The organism is Aestuariivirga sp., from assembly GCF_047600585.1.
Taxonomy (GTDB): Bacteria; Pseudomonadota; Alphaproteobacteria; order Rhizobiales; family Aestuariivirgaceae; genus Aestuariivirga.
In genome coordinates this window covers 2,991,385-3,011,303 of sequence record NZ_JASGKP010000001.1, presented here as the reverse complement: position 1 = coordinate 3,011,303, position 19,919 = coordinate 2,991,385, and the positions used below count along the sequence as shown (strand labels likewise).

At 63.7% G+C, this 19,919-nt stretch carries 18 protein-coding genes; 15 read left to right on the top strand and 3 right to left on the bottom strand.

Features of this window, described 5'->3' with window-relative positions:
* Nucleotides 1-7: 7 nt before the first annotated feature.
* The 3 genes from QM801_RS14855 (at nt 8) to QM801_RS14845 (ending at nt 2,978) form a co-directional block, all read left to right on the top strand.
* Complete coding sequence (locus tag QM801_RS14855; protein WP_415019990.1) at nt 8-889, top strand: carbohydrate ABC transporter permease; 882 nt, start codon at nt 8-10, stop codon at nt 887-889.
* A 12-nt stretch (nt 890-901) separates the two neighbouring features.
* Nucleotides 902-1,183: a DUF2160 domain-containing protein gene (locus QM801_RS14850; protein ID WP_415019989.1), complete on the top strand. Its 282-nt coding sequence runs from the start codon at nt 902-904 to the stop codon at nt 1,181-1,183.
* A gap of 73 nt (nt 1,184-1,256) precedes the next feature.
* The gene (locus tag QM801_RS14845) at nt 1,257-2,978 is read left to right on the top strand and encodes an ABC transporter substrate-binding protein (RefSeq protein ID WP_415019988.1); all 1,722 of its coding nucleotides are present in this window, start codon (nt 1,257-1,259) and stop codon (nt 2,976-2,978) included.
* Between the two features lie 90 nt (nt 2,979-3,068).
* On the opposite strand, the gene QM801_RS14840 is transcribed toward QM801_RS14845, so the two are convergent.
* The gene (locus tag QM801_RS14840; protein WP_415019987.1) at nt 3,069-3,986 is read right to left on the bottom strand and encodes a MurR/RpiR family transcriptional regulator; all 918 of its coding nucleotides are present in this window, start codon (nt 3,984-3,986) and stop codon (nt 3,069-3,071) included.
* 476 nt (nt 3,987-4,462) lie between these two features.
* On the opposite strand from QM801_RS14840, the gene QM801_RS14835 reads away from it, so the two are divergent.
* The 6 genes from QM801_RS14835 (at nt 4,463) to QM801_RS14810 (ending at nt 10,734) form a co-directional block, all read left to right on the top strand.
* Entirely contained in the window at nt 4,463-5,449 is a 987-nt protein-coding gene (locus QM801_RS14835) for a thiamine pyrophosphate-dependent dehydrogenase E1 component subunit alpha (RefSeq protein ID WP_415019986.1), read from the top strand.
* 23 nt (nt 5,450-5,472) lie between these two features.
* Complete coding sequence (locus QM801_RS14830; RefSeq protein WP_415019985.1) at nt 5,473-6,477, top strand: alpha-ketoacid dehydrogenase subunit beta; 1,005 nt, start codon at nt 5,473-5,475, stop codon at nt 6,475-6,477.
* Nucleotides 6,478-6,500: 23 nt separating this feature from the next.
* Nucleotides 6,501-7,721, top strand: a complete 1,221-nt coding sequence (locus tag QM801_RS14825) for a transaldolase family protein (protein WP_415019984.1) — start codon at nt 6,501-6,503, stop codon at nt 7,719-7,721.
* Nucleotides 7,722-7,735: 14 nt separating this feature from the next.
* The gene (locus tag QM801_RS14820) at nt 7,736-9,046 is read left to right on the top strand and encodes an acetoin dehydrogenase dihydrolipoyllysine-residue acetyltransferase subunit (protein WP_415019983.1); all 1,311 of its coding nucleotides are present in this window, start codon (nt 7,736-7,738) and stop codon (nt 9,044-9,046) included.
* A 69-nt stretch (nt 9,047-9,115) separates the two neighbouring features.
* On the top strand, nt 9,116-9,796 hold the full coding sequence (gph, locus tag QM801_RS14815) for a phosphoglycolate phosphatase (RefSeq protein WP_415019982.1): 681 nt from the start codon (nt 9,116-9,118) through the stop codon (nt 9,794-9,796).
* 11 nt (nt 9,797-9,807) lie between these two features.
* A complete protein-coding gene (locus tag QM801_RS14810; RefSeq protein WP_415019981.1) occupies nt 9,808-10,734 on the top strand; it encodes a sugar phosphate isomerase/epimerase family protein in 927 nt (308 codons plus the stop codon).
* A 119-nt stretch (nt 10,735-10,853) separates the two neighbouring features.
* On the opposite strand, the gene QM801_RS14805 is transcribed toward QM801_RS14810, so the two are convergent.
* Nucleotides 10,854-11,213 carry a type II toxin-antitoxin system PemK/MazF family toxin gene (locus QM801_RS14805; protein WP_415019980.1) on the bottom strand — a complete coding sequence of 120 codons (360 nt, stop codon included), beginning with the start codon at nt 11,211-11,213 and terminating at the stop codon, nt 10,854-10,856.
* Nucleotides 11,207-11,449, bottom strand: coding sequence for an AbrB/MazE/SpoVT family DNA-binding domain-containing protein (locus tag QM801_RS14800; RefSeq protein ID WP_415019979.1), 243 nt, complete (start codon nt 11,447-11,449; stop codon nt 11,207-11,209). Before QM801_RS14800 ends, QM801_RS14805 begins: the two co-directional genes overlap by 7 nt.
* Before the next feature lie 144 nt (nt 11,450-11,593).
* Between QM801_RS14800 and QM801_RS14795 the strand changes: the two genes are divergently transcribed.
* The 6 genes from QM801_RS14795 to QM801_RS14770 all read left to right on the top strand — a co-directional run bounded on the left by QM801_RS14795 (nt 11,594) and on the right by QM801_RS14770 (nt 19,721).
* Nucleotides 11,594-12,616 carry a LacI family DNA-binding transcriptional regulator gene (locus tag QM801_RS14795; RefSeq protein WP_415019978.1) on the top strand — a complete coding sequence of 341 codons (1,023 nt, stop codon included), beginning with the start codon at nt 11,594-11,596 and terminating at the stop codon, nt 12,614-12,616.
* Nucleotides 12,617-12,649: 33 nt separating this feature from the next.
* Nucleotides 12,650-14,110, top strand: a complete 1,461-nt coding sequence (gene xylB, locus QM801_RS14790; protein ID WP_415019977.1) for a xylulokinase — start codon at nt 12,650-12,652, stop codon at nt 14,108-14,110.
* Entirely contained in the window at nt 14,107-15,414 is a 1,308-nt protein-coding gene (gene xylA / locus QM801_RS14785) for a xylose isomerase (RefSeq protein ID WP_415019976.1), read from the top strand. Before xylB ends, xylA begins: the two co-directional genes overlap by 4 nt.
* A 27-nt stretch (nt 15,415-15,441) precedes the next feature.
* A complete protein-coding gene (locus QM801_RS14780; RefSeq protein ID WP_415019975.1) occupies nt 15,442-16,500 on the top strand; it encodes a sugar phosphate isomerase/epimerase family protein in 1,059 nt (352 codons plus the stop codon).
* An 11-nt stretch (nt 16,501-16,511) separates the two neighbouring features.
* Nucleotides 16,512-17,681, top strand: coding sequence for a Gfo/Idh/MocA family protein (locus tag QM801_RS14775; protein WP_415019974.1), 1,170 nt, complete (start codon nt 16,512-16,514; stop codon nt 17,679-17,681).
* 444 nt (nt 17,682-18,125) lie between these two features.
* Nucleotides 18,126-19,721, top strand: coding sequence for a phytoene desaturase family protein (locus tag QM801_RS14770; protein ID WP_415019973.1), 1,596 nt, complete (start codon nt 18,126-18,128; stop codon nt 19,719-19,721).
* The last annotated feature ends 198 nt before the right edge of the window (nt 19,722-19,919 follow it).

Sequence of the window (19,919 nt, the reverse complement as noted above, 5' to 3'; positions counted from 1 at the left end):
GTCATCCATGAGCACCGCAACCGACACGCAAGCCGCCGCCAAGCCCGCCGACACCCCGCACGTGAGCCTCGCGCACACGGACGAGAAGCGGAACTGGGGAAGCGCCATCATCCTCACCGTCTACATCATCTTCCTGATGGTGCCGGTCTACTGGCTGATCATCACCAGCATGAAGGACAACCTCGAGATCATGACCCAGTTCTCGGTCGTGCCCGAGGTCTGGACCTTCAAGAACTACCACAAGATCTTCACCGATGAATCCTGGTACTCGGGCTACATCAACTCGGCCCTCTACGTGGTGATGAACACGGTGATCTCGATCGTGTTGGCGCTGCCTGCGGCCTATGCCTTCTCGCGCTACCGCTTCCTCGGCGACAAGCACGCCTTCTTCTGGTTCTTCACCAACCGCATGTCGCCGCCCGCGGTCTTTGCGCTGCCCTTCTTCCAGCTCTATTCGGCCTTCGGCCTGATCGACACGCACATCGCCGTGGCGCTCGCCCACTGTCTCTTCAACCTGCCGCTCGCCATCTGGATCCTCGAAGGCTTCATCTCGGGCGTGCCCAAGGAAATCGACGAGACGGCCTACATCGACGGCTACAGCTTCCCGAAGTTCTTCGTGAAGATCTTCATTCCCATGATTGCCTCGGGGATCGGCGTCACCGCCTTCTTCTGCTTCATGTTCTCGTGGGTGGAACTGCTTCTTGCCCGCACCCTCACCACCACGGTGGCCAAGCCGATCGTCGCCACGATGACGCGTACGATCTCGTCCACCGGCGTGGACTGGGGCCTGCTTGCCGCGGCGGGCAGCCTCACCATCATCCCGGGTGCGCTGGTCATCTGGTTCGTCCGCAACTACATCGCCAAGGGCTTTGCCCTGGGCCGCGTCTGAGGAGAAAACGTCATGGACTTCTCATGGATGGCTTGGACACTGCCGACGGCGCTGTTCTTCGGCATCATCTTCCTCATGCTGATCGGCATGGGCGTTTGGGAATACTACTCGCCGGGTGGCGCGCCGCGCGTCGGCATCCTGCGCATCGAAACGACCAGAGGCGACCGTCTGTTCATCTCGCTTCTGGGCGCTGCCTACATTCATATCGCTTGGCTGAGGTTGTCTGACCTCAACCTGTGGTGGGCTCTGGCCTTGTCGGTTGTCTACGCCATCGGCGTATTCAAATTCGTCTAGGCCTGAACCAAGGGGCAGCCCGGCGGCAACCGGGCTGCTTGAAGACTGCAATCGCAACACCGAGGAGGAAATAATGCGAAAGCACCTACTGATGACGAGCACGCTGCTTGCTTTGGCAATGTGCGGTCCGGCCTACGCCGGAATGGATGAAGCAAAGGCGTTCCTGGACAAGGAGATCAACGGCCTGTCCTCGCTTTCGCGCGCTGACCAGGAAAAGGAAATGCAGTGGTTCGTTGACGCTGCCAAGCCGTTCGCCGGCATGGAGATCAAGGTCGTTTCCGAAACGATCACGACCCACGACTATGAATCGAAGGTCCTTGCTCCGGCCTTCACCGCCATCACCGGCATCAAGGTGACGCACGACCTGCTCGGCGAAGGTGACGTCGTCGAAAAGCTGCAGACGCAGATGCAATCGGGCGAAAACATCTATGACGGCTACATCAACGACTCCGACCTGATCGGCACCCACTGGCGCTACCAGCAGGCCCGCAACCTGACGGAATGGATGGCCGGCACCGGCAAGGACGTGACCAATCCGATGCTCGACGTCGATGACTTCATCGGCAAGTCGTTCACCACCGCTCCGGACGGCCAGCTCTACCAGCTGCCCGACCAGCAGTTCTCGAACCTCTACTGGTTCCGCTACGACTGGTTCAACGACGAGAAGAACAAGGCCGACTTCAAGGCCAAGTATGGCTATGACCTCGGCGTGCCGGTGAACTGGTCCGCCTACGAAGACATCGCCGAGTTCTTCACCGGCCGTGAAATCGACGGCAAGAAGGTCTTCGGCCACATGGACTACGGCAAGAAGGACCCGTCGCTCGGCTGGCGCTTCACCGATGCCTGGCTCTCCATGGCCGGTAACGGCGACAAGGGCATTCCGAACGGCCTGCCCGTCGACGAATGGGGCATCAAGGTCAACGAGAAGTCGCAGCCCGTCGGCTCGTGCGTGGCCCGCGGTGGTGACACCAATGGCCCGGCCTCGGTCTACGCCATCGCCAAATACCTCGAGTGGCTGAAGAAGTACGCGCCGCCGGAAGCCCAGGGCATGACCTTCGGCGAAGCCGGTCCGCTGCCGGCCCAGGGCACCATCGCCCAGCAGATGTTCTGGTACACCGTTTTCACCGCCGACATGGTGAAGGAAGGCATCCCGGTGGTGAACGCCGACGGTACGCCGAAGTGGCGCATGGCTCCCTCGCCCCATGGCGTGTACTGGAAGGAAGGCATGAAGCTCGGTTATCAGGACGCCGGTTCATGGACGCTCCTGAAGTCGACGCCGGACGACCGCGCCAAGGCCGCCTGGCTCTATGGCCAGTTCGTCGTCTCCAAGACGGTGGACGTGAAGAAGTCGGATGTGGGTCTCACCTTCATCCGCCAGTCGACGCTGGATCACCAGCACTTCACCGACCGTGCGCCGAAGCTTGGTGGTCTGATCGAGTTCTACCGCTCGCCGGCCCGCCTGCAGTGGTCGCCGACCGGCACCAACGTGCCTGACTATCCGAAGCTGGCCCAGCTCTGGTGGCAGAACATCGGTGACGCTTCTTCCGGCGCCAAGACGCCGCAGGAAGCCATGGATGCGCTCTGCGCCGACCAGGAAAAGGTGCTTGGCCGTATCGAAAAGTCCGGCGTGCAGGGCGACATCGGCCCGAAGCTGGCTGAAGAGCACGATCTCGCCTACTGGAACGCGGATGCCGTCAAGAACGGCCACCTCGCTCCGCAGCTGAAGATCGAGCCCGAGAAGGACAAGCCGATCACCGTCAACTATGACGAGCTGATCAAGTCCTGGCAGAAGTAATCACTTCGCCTGAATGAACGTGCGCCGCCCGGAGGAAACTCCGGGCGGTTCTCTTTTGGGGATGCTGCGAGAAGGACGGCCAGGCAACCTTTAGCCCTTGCCGCGGTCCTTGCCCTGATGCAGGTAATGCTTCTCGAGCGCAGTGCCGGTGAGGCGGAGGTTGTGCGCCGTCTTCTCGCCTGCGCGGAAGAGAAGCCCGACATAGAGAAGATCGACAAGGAAGAGCTGGCTCAGGCGGCCCTCGAGAAAGTCGCCGTGAAGTGGCACGACCTGCTGCGTGGCGCTCCAGGTGGTGAGGCAGACATTGGCCGCCTTCGCCACTTCCGACTCCGCATCGCTGGTGATGGCGATGGTGGTGGCGCCATTTTCGCGCGCCAGCAGCATGGCATCCGCCACCGTGTGGGTGGTTCCGGTGTGGGAGATGCCCACCATCACGTCTTCGGCGGTGAGCTTCGCGGCGATGATCGTCTGGGTGTAGCCGTCACGGTAGCTGGCGGCTTCGAAGCCCGCCTTCATGAAAAGATGGGCCGCCTCGTCGCAGATCGCGGCACCGCCGCCCACGCCCACGAAGATGATGCGCCGCGCGTGGCTCATCGCCTCCACCGCCTGTTCGAGACGCTGCGCATCGAGCATGCGCTGGGTGCCTTCGAGGCCTGCCATGAGAAGCGAGAGCAGCTTGCCGCTGGTCTGGATCAGGCTGTCATGGACATCGATCTCGACCGGGATGTTGGCGAAGGTGCCGCGGGGACGCGCCCCTTCTGCGACCGAGAGCTTGAGATCGGGATAGCCTTCGTAGCCGAGCGCACGGCTGACACGGCTGATGGTGGCTTCGCTCACGCCAAGGCGGCGGCCGAGTTCGGTGATGGAAGAGTCGAGGCGCTGGCCCGCGTGATCCCGCAGATAGTCGGCCACCACGCGCTCGGATTTGCGCAGGATGCCATAGCGTTCCTGGATGCGCTCGAGCAGGCTGCCGTCGAGCGGGGGAAGGGTATCGGTGCTTTCAGTCATGGACCTAGGGCTCTGGTGGGAGGAGATGTTGTGAATGTTTATTCAGAGGAGAGGCCGGATTTACTCTGTCACATCCGGAGAAAAGTTCCACACATATCGCGAGGTTTTGCAACGGGGCGGCGGGCAGCCGGTCCGGGGAGGTGATACCATTGCGGCGGGCGGCGGCGGAATGTGTCGGTTTGCCACTTTCAGGAGCCGCTTTTGTGCGTGGCAATAATTTTCAGGGAATCATGGATACCAAGCGGTCCAGAACCAGGGGAGGGGCGCCCGGTCCTGCGTCACGAGTTTGTGGACAGGGGGCGGGCGGCAAGTATAGGCCATATGGAACAATGGAATAGAAGGACCTCCGTCGCTCGAGAATGCGCCGGTGGCGGCCGAAACGCAGCCATGAAGAAAATTTTACTCGACAGCCGAAAATCCCGGTGTTAGTGACACTTCAATCACTCCACCACCGCCACCAAGAGGACCGGAAATCCATGTCTGCATCAGCCAAGGGCGCCAACGCTCCGTCCCGCGAGTTGTTGGAAAAACTTTTCAGGACTGCCTACAAGATCCGGATCTTCGAATCCGAAGGCATCAAGCTGTATCGCCAGGGTCTGATCCGCGGCTACTTCCATCCCTATCTCGGCCAGGAAGGCATCGCCACCGGCGTCTGCGCCGCGCTCAAGGAAGGCGACTACATCGCCTCCACCCACCGCGGCCACGGCCACTGCATCGCCTGGGGCGCCGACGTGAAGCGCATGGTCGCCGAACTCCTGCAGAAGGAAACGGGCTACTGCCGCGGCTACGGCGGCTCCATGCATATTGCCGACATCTCGCAGGGCAACCTCGGCGCCAACGGCATCGTCGGCGCCGGCACGCCGCTCGGTGTGGGTGCAGCGCTTGCCAACCAGATCCGCGGCAGCGATGCCGTCACGGTCACATTCTCCTCCGACGGTGGCGCCAACAACGGCACCTTCCTCGAATCCCTCAACCTCGCGGCCATCTGGAACCTCGCCTTCGTGCTGGTGGTGGAGAACAACCACTACGCCGTCTCCACCCGCATCGAGGAATCGACCCGCGACACCGACCTCTACAAGCGCGGCCTGGCGATCGGCGTCGAGAGCTATCAGGTGGACGGCAACGATCCGCTCGCGGTCTATGAGCTTACCCGCATGGCGGTCGAGAAGTGCCGCGAAGGCAAGGGCCCGATCCTGATCGAGGCCAAGACCTTCCGCCACATGGGCCACCACGTGAACGATCCTGGCAAGTACATGCCGGCCGAGGAACTGGCCGCCTGGAAGGCCAAGGACCCGGTTGACCGCGCCCGCAGCGCCCTCACCGAAATGACCGGCATCGATGCGGCACAGATCGATGCGATCGAGGAAGAAATCCGCAAGGAGTTCGAGGACGCAGTGGAGTTCTCCAAGAACAGCCGCGAAATCACCCTCGACGAATTCCAGCAGTTCATCGCCGCCTACTGAGCAGCAAGAGAGAGCCCACGACAATGACCCGCGAAATCATGTACCGCGATGCGCTCAGGGAAGCGATCGACGAGGAAATGGCCAACAACCCGCTCGTCTTCATCATCGGTGAAGGCATCGCCGACCGCGGCGGTTCCTACAAGGTGACGGAAGGCCTGCTCGGCAAGTATGGCCCGAAGCGCGTGCGCGACACGCCCATCGCCGAGGCCGGCATGATCGGCGTCGGCGTCGGTGCGGCAATTGCCGGTGCCCGCCCCATCGTCGAAATCCTCTACGTCGACTTCGCAATGCTCGGCATGGACATGCTGGTGAACCAGGCCGCGAAGTTCCGCCTCATGACCGGCGGATCGGGCCGCGTGCCCTTCATCATGCGCACCCAGGGCGGCACGGGCGGCGGCGTTGCCGCGCAGCATTCGCAGAGCCTCGAGGCGCTCTTTTACCACATCCCCGGCCTCAAGGTGGTGATGCCCTCGCAGCCCGCCGACGCCAAGGGCCTGCTCAAGTATGCGCTCCGCCAGGACGACCCGGTCGTCTTCCTCGAACACAAGCATCTGTACATGACCAAGGGCCCGGTGCCCGAAGGCGAATACGTGATCGAGTTCGGCAAGGCCGACATCAAGCGCCCCGGCAAGGACGTGACCATCATCGCATGGTCCAACATGGTGCCGCGCGCCCTCGAAGCCGCCGCCAAGCTGGCGGAAGAGGGGATCGATGCGGAAGTGCTCGACCCGCGCACGCTGGTGCCGCTCGACAAGGAGGCGATCCTCGCCTCGGTCGCCAAGACCAATCGCGTGGTGATCGTGCAGGAAGCCGTGCGCCGCGGCGGTGTCGCCTCCGACATCTGTTCGATCATTCAGGAAGAAGCGTTCTATTCGCTCGATGCGCCGGTCGAGATCGTGGCCGGCCTCAACATTCCGGTGCCCTTCAACCTCGAACTGGAAAAGGCCAGCGTGCCCCAGGTGCCGGACATCATCTCCGCCGTCCGCCGCACGCTCCATCTCCAGCCGCGCGCCATCGCCGCGCAGTAACGCCGCCAGAATCGGGAAATCCAATGTCACTTCACGTTCTCGAAAAGCTCGCCGCCACCAATCCGGAATGTGAGATCTGGTGGGATTCCTCGCCGCTCGTCTATGCGGGCTGGAAGGAGAGGGTGCTGAAGGATGCGCCCCCCGAAAAGAAAGAGGCCTGGCGCGAACAGCTGACCCGCCTCTTCGACGAGGAGACGGTGAAGAGCACGGGCACCATGGGCTTCCGTGGCGTGACAACCAATCCGCCGCTGTCGCTGCAGGCCATCCAGGTGAACCCCTCCTTCTGGGCCGAGGAAATCCGTGCGATCGCCGCCCGCCACAAGAACAACGACGTCGAAGCCGTCTACTGGGAAACCTATCTCGACGTGGTGCGCCGCGGGGCGGCCATGATCCGCAAGGTCTATGACACCTCGGGCGGCAAGTACGGCATGGTCTCGGGCCAGGTCGATCCGCGATTCGTGACCGACGGCGAAGTGATGCTGGCCCAGGGCCTCGAACTCGCTGCGATTGCGCCTAACGTGATGGTGAAGATCCCGGGCTCGAAGGAAGGCTACGAGGTGATTGAAGAGCTCACCGCCCGTGGCATTTCCACCAACAACACAACCTCCTTCACCGTGCCGCAGTACATCGCCTGCATGGATGCCGTGTCGCGCGGTCTTGCCCGGGCGAAAAAGGCGGGCGTCGATCTCTCGCGCTGGCGCTCGGTCATCACCCACATGTCGTCCCGCCTCGGCAATGTCGGTGACCTCAAGGCCCAGGCCGATGCACGCGGCATCGCGCTTTCGCCGGAAGACATTCTCCATGGCGAAATGGCGGTGCTGAAGCGCGCTTATTTCCATGGCCGCGCCACCAACCACCCGAGCAAGATGCTGCAGTGTTCGATGCGCGTGACCGACACCGGCCCCGGCGGCACGGCGTCGAGCTGGCACATTTCCAAGATCGCGGGCGGAGATTTCGTCTACACCTGCCCGCCCGGATACATCCTGCAGCTCATGCAGGCGGAAGACCGCCTGCCCGCCTTCGATGCCAGGGCGATCGACGAGGAAGCGCCGAAGGCCGTCATCGACAAGCTGATGCGCATTCCCTACTTCCGCCAGGCCTATGAGCCCGATGGCATGAAGCCGGAGGAGTTTGCCCGCTTCGGCGCCTTCGCCGCCACTGCAACCGAATTCGCAGGCGCAACCCGCAAGACCGTGGACTTCGTGGCCCAGGCCGTGGAAGCCGCGCAGCAGCGCGCCGCCTGAGGGAGAAACTGATCATGGCACGTCCCATTCTCATGCCGCAGGTCGGCCAGGACCTCACCGAAGGCAAGGTTGTCGCCATCAAGGTGAAGGTCGGCGACAAGGTGAAGAAGGGCGACATCGTCGCCGAAGTGGAATCGGAAAAGGCCTCCTTCGATGTGGAGTGCTTCGAGACCGGCACCATCATCGAGATCCGCCACAAGGTGGGCGACACCGCAACCGTGCTCCAACCCCTCATGATGGTGGGTGACGCAGGCGAGGCCACCGCCTCGGCCCCCGCAGCAGCTGCGGCTCCTGCCGCCGCACCTGTTGCCATCAAGGCACCCGTGCTCGCCGCCGTGGCGTCTGCTCCGGCACCCGTTGCAGCACAGGCTGCAACAGCCTCCGGCCGCTCCTCTCCCCTTGCCCGCAGGCTTGCCAGTGCTGCAGGCCTCGACATCCGCCAGATCCAGGGCACCGGCCCCGGCGGCGCCGTGGTCATGAAGGACGTGGAAGCCTTCCGCCAGACGGGCACGTCTCAAGCCACCGTACTCAGTTTCCCAAGTTCCAATGCCGCGGCCGGGGGCACAGGCCAAGGCATCAAGTCGCTTCAGCAGGGTGCGGGCGATCCCGTGCTCTTCATCCATGGCTTCGGCGCCGACCTTTCGTCCTGGCGTCCCTTCGTCCTGCAGATGAATGCGAAGAACCCGCTTCTCGCCCTCGACCTGCCGGGCCATGGCATCAGCCAGGATGGCAGCGTTGCGGGCTTTGCCGATCTCGTGGCGCAGGTGCTGCGCCAGATCGAGGCGGCGGGCCTCACCCGCCTGCATCTCGTCGGCCATTCGCTGGGTGCCGCGGTCGCAGCAGAACTTGCCGGTGGCGGATCGCTCGATGTGCGCTCCCTCAGCCTCATTTCGCCTGCAGGGCTCGGCCCCAAGGTGAACGGCGATTTCGTCGATGGCTTCCTCGCTGCCGCCAGTGAAGCGCCGCTCAAGGCCTGGCTCGATGTGCTGGTGCATGATCCGGCAAAGCTGCCGGGCGCCCTTCTCCGCGCCACGCTGGCCGGCCGCGAGGGCACGCGCCTCGCCGCCCAGCAGCGCAAGCTCGCGGACGCGGTGTTCGCAGGCAGCACGCAGCTCTTCTCCATCCGTGAGGCACTGCAGCGGTATCAGGGTCCGCTCCGCGTCATGGTGGGTGACAACGACCGCATCATCCCGGCGGATTATGCCCAGTCGCTTCCCGCCCATGTGGCGCTGCACCGCCTGCCGCAGGTGGGTCACCTGCCGCAGCTCGAGGCCGCAAGCCTCGTGGCAAGGCTGGTCAGCGACACGGTCCGCAGTGCGGGCTGAGCCATTGCGGCGGCATCCGTCCCTCGCTAAGGCTCTGGCCCGACCGCAACAACAGGGTGCTGCTCCATCATGACGTCATCTTCCCGTGGCACGCTGATCTTCGATCTTGACGGCACGCTCGTCGACAGCGCCGGCGACATCGCGGGCTCGCTCGACACGCTGATGACGGAAAAGGGCTATGCCCCCTTCGGCCTCGAACAGGGCCGCAAGCTCATTGGCCACGGCATCGCCAATCTGGTGAAGGGCGCGCTCCGCCAGCGCGGTGTGACTGATGTGGATGCGGCGGCTCCCGGCCTCATCGCCCGCTTTACCGAAATCTATGGCAGCCGCCTCACCCAGATCACCCGGCCCTATGACGGCGTGCCGGAGACGCTTGCAGCCCTTCATGCGGAGGGCTGGAGCATGGGCGTGTGCACCAACAAGCGCGAGATGTTCGCCCGCAAGATCGTCGCCGATCTCGATCTCGTCCGCTACTTCGTGTTTGTCTGCGGCCCCGACACCTTCAACGTCAGCAAGCCCGATCCGCGCCAGCTTCTCGAAACCGCCAAGGCGGTGAAGGGTGGCGATCCGCTGGTCTTCGTGGGCGACTCCGAGGTTGACGTGGAGACCGCGAAATCCGCCGGTTGCCCGGTCATCGCCATGGCCTATGGCTATACCAAGAAGCCGCTCGCCGATCTGGCGCCCGACGCCATCGCCGCGCATTTCTCCGAGATTCCGGCGGCGCTCCGCCGCATCCTTGCCCTTGCCTGAAGGACTCTGACATGCCGCTTCGCCTCTCGCTCAACGTCAATCCGCTGGTCAACCGCTTCGCCGACGTGGACGACCTCTGTGACACGATCGCGGGGCGGATCAAGGCAGGCTACATCCAGCTGGTGCCGGAGTTCCTCAATCCCTCATGGCCCTCCGCCGTCATCGCCAAGCGCGAGCGCCAGTTCCGCCAGGCCTTCGCGCGCAACCACATGCGCGCCACCTCGGTGATGACCAGCACCTTCTCGCGCCTCAACCACATGGGCCATCCCGATCCCGATGTGCGGCGCTACTACGTGAACTGGTTCAAGACGCTGGCCGACATCGCGGGCGCGGTGGGCGCGGAGTCCATGGGCTCGCAGTTCGCCATCTTCACGATGCAGGACTGGAACGACGAAAAGCGCCGCAAAGACCTGATCAACATCGTCATCGACTGCTGGCGCGAGGTGGCGGAGCACGCCAAGGCGGCGGGCCTTAAGTATGTCTTCTGGGAACCCATGTCGGTGGGCCGCGAATTCGGCCACACCATCGCCGAGTGCCGCCGCTTCGACAAGCAGCTGGCGGACGCGAAGCTGGCCATTCCCTTCCGCATGATTGTCGATATCGACCATGGCGACGTGACTTCGCCCAATCCGGATGACACCGACCCTTATGCCTGGGCCGCCGCCTTCCCGGTGGAGTCACCCATCATCCATGTGAAGCAGTCTTCCATGAACAAGGGCGGCCATTGGCCCTTCACGGCGCAGTACAACAAGGACGGACGCATCCAGCCCGCGAAGCTGATCGAGACGGTGAAGAAGGCGGGCGGCCACGACACCGAGATCTGCATGGAGCTGTCCTTCCGCGAACGCGAACCCACCGACAGCAATGTGGTGGAGATGATCCGCGAGTCGGTGGCGTTCTGGGAACCGCACATCGACACGGGGATGAACGGGCGCTGAGGGCACCGCCCTGCCTCACCCTGAGGTGCGAGGGCAGCGCCCGAGCCTCGAAGGGTGCGCCCCACGACACATGCTTCGAGGCATTTCTGTCGCAATGCACCTCAGCATGAGGGTTCAACTCACGGATCGAGATCAAGCCGCAGGATGGCCTCGAGACGGGCAGTGACCTCGACCACCACCTCTTCAGGCGCGCGGCTGATGAAGTCGGCCTTGCGCTCGACCCAATCCAGGCTGCGCAGATGATCGGAGAGGACAACCCCCACCAATCCCGCACCTCTCGGGATCGCCACCTCGAAGCTTCCGCCCTTCACCTGTGACGTCACCGGGCAGGCGAAGGCGAGACCCGTTGCGATGTTGAAGGCCCGTGGAGAGAGCACGAGGGCTGGGCGGCGTCCGGCCTGTTCCGTTCCGGCCTGGGGCGTGAAATCGAGCCAGATGAAATCACCACGCTCCGGCTGGTAGAATTGCTTTGCTACCACTCTTCCTCTCCCACCGGTTTGCCCCAATCGGTCTCGGGATGATTCCTGTCTTTCCCGTGATTGGCCAACAAGTCGGCGAGCTTGTATTTCCTGCGCGCTGCCTTCACGACGAGCGCATTGTCCTCAATGGAAAGCGACACCGTTGCTCCCTCAGCCAACTGCAGATCGGCCGCCACGTGTTGCGGCAGGCGGAGGGCGAGACTGTTCCCCCATTTCCGGATGACGGCGGTGTGCATGTTCAGCGCTCCGAGTTCTGTAGGTATCTACATAGTAGATACCGCGAGAAAGTCAACGAAACATCAGCTTTCTTGCTGCATTGCAAACTGACATGCGCCTCTCAGTTCTTGACAATATCCTGTCCATGGGATTCAGTCTTGTCCATGGGAAAGGCCACCATCGAGGATGTTGCGGCGCGCGCCGGCGTAAGCGTGGCCACCGTCGATCGCGTGCTCAATGCCCGTGCCACCGTGCGGCCCTCGAACCTCAAGCGCGTCGAGGCCGCGATCCGCGCCCTCAATTATCATCCGGACCGGCTCGCAGCCCGGCTCGCCCGTGGCCGGGAGTACCGCTTCTGCTTCGTGCTGCCGGAGGGCGACAACGTCTTCATGACCGGGCTCGAGCGCGAGATTGCCGCCCACACGCAACACCTCGCCGCTGATCGTGTCATCGCCGACGTCACCCACACCGATGTCTTCGATGCGGCACAGCTCGCCCGCACGCTGGATGGCATCGAGGGCTATGATGGTGTCGCCGTGGTGGCGCTCGATCACCCCCGCGTGCGCGAGGCGGTGAATGGCCTCGTCGCCCGCGGCACGCACGTCGTGACGCTGGTTTCGGATGTGCCGGGTGCTTCGCACTCGCATTTCGTCGGCATCGACAATTCCGCCGCGGGCCGCACCGCCGCCACGCTGATGGGCCGCTTCCTTGGCAACCGCAAAGGCAAGGTGGCGGTGATCGCCGGCGCACTCGCTTTGCGTGATCATGCCGAGCGCCACTTCGGCTTCCTGCAGGTACTGGGCCAGGAACATGGTCACCTGCAGCTTCTGCCGGTGCGTGAGGAACGCGACAGCTCGCCCCGCGCCGCACAGGCCACGCGCGAACTCCTCAAGCAACATCCCGATCTCGTCGGCCTCTACAATGTGGGCGCCGGCACCGATGGCATTATCACCGCCTTGCGCGAACAGAAGCACCGGCGCGACCTCGTGGTGATCGCCCATGAACTGACCGAGGCCTCGCGCGCCGCGCTGATCGATGGCACGCTCTCCGCCGTCATCGCCCAGGACCCCGGTCATGAAATCCGCAGCGCCATGCGGGTGCTGATGGCGCGCTGCGACCGCCAGCCCCTCATTGCGGCGCAGGAGCGCATTTCCATCGACATCTTTCTCAGGGACAACCTGCCATGACCAACCGCCACCCAACCATGATTGTGAGGTCACATGTATCTCGGTCTTGATTTCGGAACTTCCTCCGTCAAGGGCGTGCTGATCGATGCGAAGCAGAAGATCATCGCCACCGCCTCCTCGCCGCTCAAGGTCTCGCGCCCCCATCCGGGCTGGAGCGAACAGAACCCCGACGATTGGTGGAAGGCCGCCAACAAGGTGATTGCAGCGCTGCGCAAGATGAAGCCCAAGGCCGTTGCCGCGGTCGAGGGCATCGGGCTCTCGGGCCAGCAGCATGGCGCCACACTTGTCGACAAGGACGGCAAGCCACTGCGCGACTGCATCCTGTGGAACGACGCGCGCTCCTTCAAGGAGTGCGAGGAGATCATGGAGGGCGAGCCCCGCGCCGTGCCGCACTCGGGCAACATCGTGCTCGCGGGTTATACCGCGCCCAAGCTCGTCTGGGTGAAGAAGCACGAACCCAAGATCTACGACAAGGTGGCGAAGGTGCTGCTGCCCAAGGACTACGTGCGCCTCCGCATGACCGGCGACTATGCCTCCGACATGTCGGACTCGTCGGGTACCTACTGGCTCGACATCGGCGAGCGCAAATGGTCGGACCTTCTCCTCAAGGCGGGCGGCATGCGCCGCGACCAGATGCCGGAGCTCTTCGAAGGCACCGATCCAACGGGCCGCCTCACGCCCTCGGTGGCCAAGGCCTGGGGCATGCCGAAGCGCCCGGTGGTGGCGGGCGGCGGCGGCGACAATGCGGCCTCCGCCTGCGGCATCGGTGCGGTGACCGATGGTGCAGGTTTCGTCTCCATCGGCACCTCGGGCGTGATCTTCGTCTCAAACGATAAGTGGAGCCCCAACGCCAAGCGCATGGTGCATGCCTTCTGCCATGCCACGCCCAACACCTGGCACCAGATGAGCGTCATCCTCTCGGCAACCGCGAGCCTCGAATGGCTGGCGGGCGTGCTGCAGACGCCGGCGCCGCAACTGACAAAGGCGCTGGGCATCAAGCTCAAGGGCCCGTCCTCCACGCTGATGCTGCCCTATCTGTCGGGCGAGCGTTCGCCGGTCGGAGACGCGCAGGTGCGCGGCGTGATGATGGGCCTCGGCCACGAGACCGAGCGCAACACGCTGACACACGGCGTGCTCGATGCGCTCGCCTTCGCCTTCAAGGACAACATGGAAGCCCTCGAGGAGGGCGGTGCGAAGATCAATCGCCTGATGGCGGTGGGCGGCGGCACCAAGTCGGAACTCTGGCTCAAGATCATCGCAACCGTGCTGGGCATTCCCATCGATCTTCCTGCGGCGGGCGACGTGGGTGGCGCCTTTGGTGCGGCGCGCATGGGCCTCGTTGCGGCCACGGGCGAGGATTTCCGCAAGGTCTTCACCAAGCCCAAGGTGGCCCGCACCATCACGCCGGAAAAGGCGGCCAAGGCTGCCTATGACGACCAGTTCCAACGCTACAAACAGATTTACCCCGCGATCAAGGAGATCAAGCTGTCATGACATTCTTCAGCGCCAAGAAGGCGAAATTCGAAGGCCCCAAGTCGAAATCCGAACTGGCCTTCCGCCACTATGACAAGAACAAGAAGGTCTTGGGCAAGACCATGGCCGAGCAGCTGCGCTTCGCCATCTGCTGGTGGCACTCCACCTGCTGGCCGGGCAGCGACCCGTTCGGTGGCGACACCTTCCTGCGGCCGTGGCACCATTCCTCCGACGAAATGGCGGCGGCGCGCGAGAAGGCCGACGTGATGTTCGACGCCATGGACCTTACCTCAATCGACTTCTTCTGCTTCCATGACCGCGACATCGCCCCCGAAGGGCAGTCGCTGAAGGAAAGCAACGCCAACGTCACGGCGATTGCCAACTACATCGAGAAGAAGATGGCGAAGGGCAAGAAGAAGTGCCTGTGGGGCACGGCCAATCTCTTCTCCAACCGCCGCTTCATGGCGGGTGCCGCGACCAATCCCGATCCGGATGTGTTTGCCTACTGTGCCGCGCAGATCAAGCACTGCATGGACGTGACCAAGGGACTGGGCGGCGCCAACTACGTGATGTGGGGTGGCCGCGAAGGCTACGAGACGCTGCTCAACACCAACATCGGCCACGAGCTGGAAGCGGCAAAGCGCATGCTGGCGCTGGTCATCGAGTACAAGCACAAGATCGGCTTCAAGGGCCCGATCCTGATCGAGCCCAAGCCGCAGGAGCCGACAAAGCACCAGTACGACTATGATGTGGCGACCGTCTATTCGCTGATCTCGTCGCTGGGTGCCCAGAAGGACGTGAAGGTCAACATCGAGCAGAACCACGCCATCCTCGCGGGCCACACCTTCGAGCACGAGATCGCGCTTGCCTCCGCCCTCGGCATCTTCGGCTCGATCGACCTCAATCGCGGCGACTACCAGTCCGGCTGGGACACCGACCAGTTCATCGTCGACGTGCCGGAACTGACGCTTGCCATGTACGAAATTTTGAAGGCCGGCGGCTTCACCACGGGTGGCATGAACTTCGACGCCAAGATCCGCCGCCAGTCCATCGATCCGGATGATCTCATCCACGCCCATGTGGGCTCCATGGATGCCTGCGCCAAGGCTTTGCTCAACGCCGCCGCCATGATCGAGGACGGCGTGCTGAAGGGGATGGTCGACGAGCGCTATGCGGGCTGGTCAAGCCCGAAGAACAAGGCCATGCTTCAGGGCAAGGAAAGCCTGGAGCAGATCGCCGCCCGGGTGGAGAAGAACAACATCAACCCGCAACCGAAGTCCGGGCGGCAGGAACGCCTGGAAAACCTCATCAACCGCTACTGCTGAAAACAAGAGACACGGGAGGATCACACCATGGCAACAGACATCAAGGGACCGGGCATTTTCCTCGCCCAGTTCGCGGGCGACGCCGCCCCCTTCAACTCCTTCGAGGCGATCACAAAGTGGGCGGGCTCGCTCGGCTACAAGGGCGTACAGATCCCCTCGTGGGATGGCCGCCTCTTCGACCTGAAGAAGGCCGCCGAGTCCAAGACCTACTGCGATGAAGTGAAGGGCATCGCCAAGAAGAACGGCGTGGAGATCACCGAACTCTCCACCCACTTGCAGGGCCATCTCGTCGCCATTCATCCGGCCTATGACGAGGCGGTTGATGCCTTTGCCCCGCCGCAGGTGCACAACAATCCCAAGGCCCGGCAGGAATGGGCGGTGGAGCAGGTGAAGCTGGCCGCCAAGGCGTCAAAGAACCTCGGGCTGCACCGCCACGTGTCTTTCTCCGGCGCCCTCGCCTGGCCCTTCCTCTATCCCTGGCCGCCGCGCGCACCCGGCGTGGTTGAAGAAGCCTTCAAGGAACTGGGCAAGCGCTGGACACCGCTCCTCGATGCGATGAAGGACAATGGCGTCAAGGTGGGCTTCGAGCTTCACCCGGGCGAAGACACCTTCGACGGTGCCACCTTCGAGATGTTCCTCGCCGAAACCGGCAATCACGAAAGCTGCGGCATCAACTACGATCCCTCGCACTTCCTGCTGCAGCAGATGGACTATGTGGAGTTCATCCACATCTATCACGAGCGCATCTTCGCCTTCCACGTGAAGGATGCGGAGTTCAATCCGAACGGCAGGCAGGGCGTCTATTCCGGCTTCCAGAACTGGACGAACCGTGCCGGCCGCTTCCGCTCGCTGGGCGATGGCCAGGTGGATTTCTCGGCGATCTTCTCGGCCCTGGCACAGCACAACTACGATCACTGGGCCGTGCTGGAATGGGAATGCTGCCTCAAGGATGCGGCACAGGGTGCGAAGGAGGGCGCGCCCTTCATCGAGAACCACATCATCAAGACCACGGCCAAGGCCTTCGATGACTTTGCCGCCGGCAACAAGGACACCGGCAAGGCCCGCCGCATGCTGGGTCTGGAATAAGGGAGGGCATCATGGTTTCCGGAACACGCGAAAAGAAAACGGGCAAGATCCGCCTCGGCATGGTGGGCGGCGGGCAGGGCGCCTTCATCGGCGCCGTGCATCGTCTCGCCGCACGCATGGATGACGAATACGAATTCGTCGCCGGTGCGCTTTCGGCCGATGCCGCCAAGGCCAAGGCCTCGGGCCAGGACCTGGGGTTGGCGCCCGACCGCATCTACACAAGCTACGAGGAGATGGCGAAGGCGGAAGCGAAGCGCCCCGACGGCATCGAGGTCGTCTCGATCGTCACACCCAACAACGTCCACGTGCCCGCAGCCAAGGCCTTCATCAATGCCGGCATCCACGTCATTTGCGACAAGCCGCTGGCCCTCTCGCTCAAGGAAGCGAAAGGCCTCGAGGCACTGCTCGCCAAGCGCAAAGACGTGATCTTCGCGCTCACCCACAACTACTCGGGCTATCCCATGATCCGCCACGCCAAGGCCATGGTGAAGGCGGGCGAGCTGGGCGAGATTCGCGTGGTGCAGGGCGAATATCCGCAGGACTGGCTGACGACGGCGCTGGAAAAGACCGGACAGAAGCAGGCGGCGTGGCGCACCGATCCGAAGCGCTCCGGCGCGGGCGGTTGCGTGGGCGACATCGGCACCCACACGTATCAGCTGCTCTGCGATGTCTCGGGGCTTGCGGGCGAGGAACTGGCGGCCGACCTCACGAGCTTCGTCAAGGGCCGTGCGCTCGATGACAACGCCCACGTGATGCTGCGCTTCAAGGGCGGCGCCAAGGGCATGATCTGGGCCAGCCAGGTGGCGCCCGGCAACGAGAACGGCCTCAAGATCCGCATCTACGGAACGAAGGGCGGGCTTGAGTGGAAGCAGGAAGACCCCAACTACCTCTGGTACACGCCCTTCGGCGAACCGAAGCGGCTGATCACCCGCGGTGGTGCGGGCGCAGGGCCCGAGGCAGGCCGCGTTACGCGCGTGCCGCCCGGCCATCCGGAAGGTTATCTCGAAGGCTTCGCCAACGTCTATACGGAGGCTGCACGCGCCATCAAGGCTGCGCGGAGCGGCAAGAAGGCCGACAAGGACGTGGCTTTCCCCGGCATCGCCGATGGTGTGGCCGGCATGGCCTTCATCGAGGCCTGCGTGAAATCCTCCCGCGCCAACGGCAAGTGGACGAAGCTGTAGAGAAGGTCCGTCACCCCCGCGAAGGCGGGGGCCCAGCTTCATCATTTGCAATCGTGATCCGCCAAAGCTGGATTCCGGCTCGCGCGCGACATCTCGCTGTCGCTCGATCAAGGCGCGCGTCCGGAATGACGGAGGTGGGGAGGTCTGGTGACACGCTTCGTCCATTCCACCTCCATGGCCGGGCTTGACCCGGCCATCCAGTGGTTCCGTCACGCTATGCTGGATGCCCGGCTCAAGGCCGGGCATGGAGAAAATATAGCTACCTTCACCCCCGCGGAGGCGGGGGCCCAGCTTCTTCATTTTCAACCTCGATCCGCCAAAGCTAAGTGCCAGCCTTCGCGGGCATGACGAAATGAGGGGCGGGCGCACCCCACCACGCTGGGGCTTCCCTTCGCCCCGCCACCCGTGCTTTGGAGAGCGCACTTCAGGATCACGGGATTTTTCATGTCTGACATCATCGTCATCGGCGCGGGCCACAACGGGCTGGTCTGCGCCTTTTATCTGGCGCGCGCCGGCCACCGGGTCACGGTGCTGGAAAAGCGCGACGTGGTGGGTGGTGCCGCCGTCACCGAGGAATTCCATCCGGGCTTCCGCAATTCGGTGGCCTCCTACACGGTGTCACTGCTCAACCCCAAGGTGATCGCCGACATGGACCTCGCCCGCCACGGCCTCACCGTGGTGGAGCGCGAGATCTCCAACTTCCTGCCGCTCGATGACACGCGCTACCTCAAGGTGGGTGGCGGCAAGACGAAGCAGGAAGTGGCGAAGTTCTCTGCCCGCGATGCAGATCGCCTCGATGCCTATGGCGAGCGCCTCGACGTGGTGGCCGATCTCCTGCGTGACCTCGTGCTCGAAACCCCGCCCAATGCCGTCTCGGGCCGCGGTCTCCTCAGCGTGCTGCCGCAGCTCTTCAAGGCGGGCAAGCTCGGCCGCCGCATCGCGAAGCTTCCCGCCGCCCTGCAGCAGGAGGTGCTCAATCTCTTCACCCAGTCGGCGGGTGATTATCTCGACCAGTGGTTCGAAAGCGATCCGATCAAGGCGGCGTATGGCTTCGACGGCATCGTCGGCAATTACGCCTCGCCCTACACGCCGGGCTCGGCCTATGTGCTGTTGCATCACGTCTTCGGCGAGGTGAACGGCAAGAAGGGCGCCTGGGGCCATGCCATCGGCGGCATGGGCGCGATCACCCAAGCCATGGCGCGGGCCTGCGCCGAAGCGGGCGTGGTGATCCGGACGGGCGCGGGCGTGAAGCGCGTGCTTGCCGACAAGCTCGGCGTCACCGGCGTCGAGACCGAAAAGGGCGAGGTGCTGAAGGCCGCAACCGTCGTCTCCAACCTCAATCCGAAATTGCTCTTTACACGGATGATTGAGCAGGGCCACCTGCCGGAACCCTTCGCGGAGCGCATGCAGAACTGGAAGTGCGGCTCCGGCACCTTCCGCATGAACGTGGCACTCTCGGAACTGCCGAGCTTCTCTTGCCTGCCCGGCAAGACCCGCGCCGAGCACCACACCGCCGGCATCATCATCGCGCCGAGCCTCCGCTACATGGAAGACGCCTACATGGATGCGCGCCGTCACGGCTGGTCGAAGGCGCCGATCGTCGAGATCCTCATCCCGTCCACGCTCGATGACACGCTGGCGCCCAAGGGTGCCCACGTGGCCAGCCTCTTCTGCCAGCACGTGGCGCCGCAACTGCCGGATGGAAAGTCCTGGGACGATCACCGCGAGGAGGTGGCCGACCTGATGATCAGGACGGTCGACCGCTTTGCGCCGGGCTTCAAGAAGTCCGTCATTGCGCGGCAGATCAATTCGCCGCTCGATCTCGAGCGCACCTTCGGTCTTGTGGGCGGCGACATCTTCCACGGCGCGCTTGGCCTCGACCAGCTGTTCTCGGCGCGGCCCATGCTGGGCTATGCGGACTACCGCACGCCGGTGAAGGGCCTCTACCAGTGCGGCTCCGGCACCCATCCGGGCGGCGGCGTCACGGGCGCGCCCGGACACAACGCAGCCCGCGAGATGCTGCGGGACCTGCGGGGGTAGGGGCACTTCTGGCCGGACGTCTTACGATACCCTCATGCTGAGGTGCATTGCGCAGCAATGCCTCGAAGCATGGCCATGAAACGCACCCTTCGAGGCCGCTGCGCGGCACCTCAGGGTGAGGATAAAGGGGCCTCCCGAAGCACTTTCCTCATGCTTTGAGGTGCGCCCACATTGCCCCTTCACAGGCCCGCAGGAGGG

Bases quoted from the DNA above. Each gene is read 5' to 3' on its own strand.
- QM801_RS14855 (WP_415019990.1), top strand. From the start codon at position 8: ATGAGCACCGCAACCGACACGCAAGCCGCCGCCAAGCCCGCCGACACC.
- QM801_RS14850 (WP_415019989.1), top strand. From the start codon at position 902: ATGGACTTCTCATGGATGGCTTGGACACTGCCGACGGCGCTGTTCTTC.
- QM801_RS14845 (WP_415019988.1), top strand. From the start codon at position 1,257: ATGCGAAAGCACCTACTGATGACGAGCACGCTGCTTGCTTTGGCAATG.
- QM801_RS14840 (WP_415019987.1), bottom strand. From the start codon at position 3,986: ATGACTGAAAGCACCGATACCCTTCCCCCGCTCGACGGCAGCCTGCTC.
- QM801_RS14835 (WP_415019986.1), top strand. From the start codon at position 4,463: ATGTCTGCATCAGCCAAGGGCGCCAACGCTCCGTCCCGCGAGTTGTTG.
- QM801_RS14830 (WP_415019985.1), top strand. From the start codon at position 5,473: ATGACCCGCGAAATCATGTACCGCGATGCGCTCAGGGAAGCGATCGAC.
- QM801_RS14825 (WP_415019984.1), top strand. From the start codon at position 6,501: ATGTCACTTCACGTTCTCGAAAAGCTCGCCGCCACCAATCCGGAATGT.
- QM801_RS14820 (WP_415019983.1), top strand. From the start codon at position 7,736: ATGGCACGTCCCATTCTCATGCCGCAGGTCGGCCAGGACCTCACCGAA.
- gph (WP_415019982.1), top strand. From the start codon at position 9,116: ATGACGTCATCTTCCCGTGGCACGCTGATCTTCGATCTTGACGGCACG.
- QM801_RS14810 (WP_415019981.1), top strand. From the start codon at position 9,808: ATGCCGCTTCGCCTCTCGCTCAACGTCAATCCGCTGGTCAACCGCTTC.
- QM801_RS14800 (WP_415019979.1), bottom strand. From the start codon at position 11,449: ATGCACACCGCCGTCATCCGGAAATGGGGGAACAGTCTCGCCCTCCGC.
- QM801_RS14795 (WP_415019978.1), top strand. From the start codon at position 11,594: ATGGGAAAGGCCACCATCGAGGATGTTGCGGCGCGCGCCGGCGTAAGC.
- xylB (WP_415019977.1), top strand. From the start codon at position 12,650: ATGTATCTCGGTCTTGATTTCGGAACTTCCTCCGTCAAGGGCGTGCTG.
- xylA (WP_415019976.1), top strand. From the start codon at position 14,107: ATGACATTCTTCAGCGCCAAGAAGGCGAAATTCGAAGGCCCCAAGTCG.
- QM801_RS14780 (WP_415019975.1), top strand. From the start codon at position 15,442: ATGGCAACAGACATCAAGGGACCGGGCATTTTCCTCGCCCAGTTCGCG.
- QM801_RS14775 (WP_415019974.1), top strand. From the start codon at position 16,512: ATGGTTTCCGGAACACGCGAAAAGAAAACGGGCAAGATCCGCCTCGGC.
- QM801_RS14770 (WP_415019973.1), top strand. From the start codon at position 18,126: ATGTCTGACATCATCGTCATCGGCGCGGGCCACAACGGGCTGGTCTGC.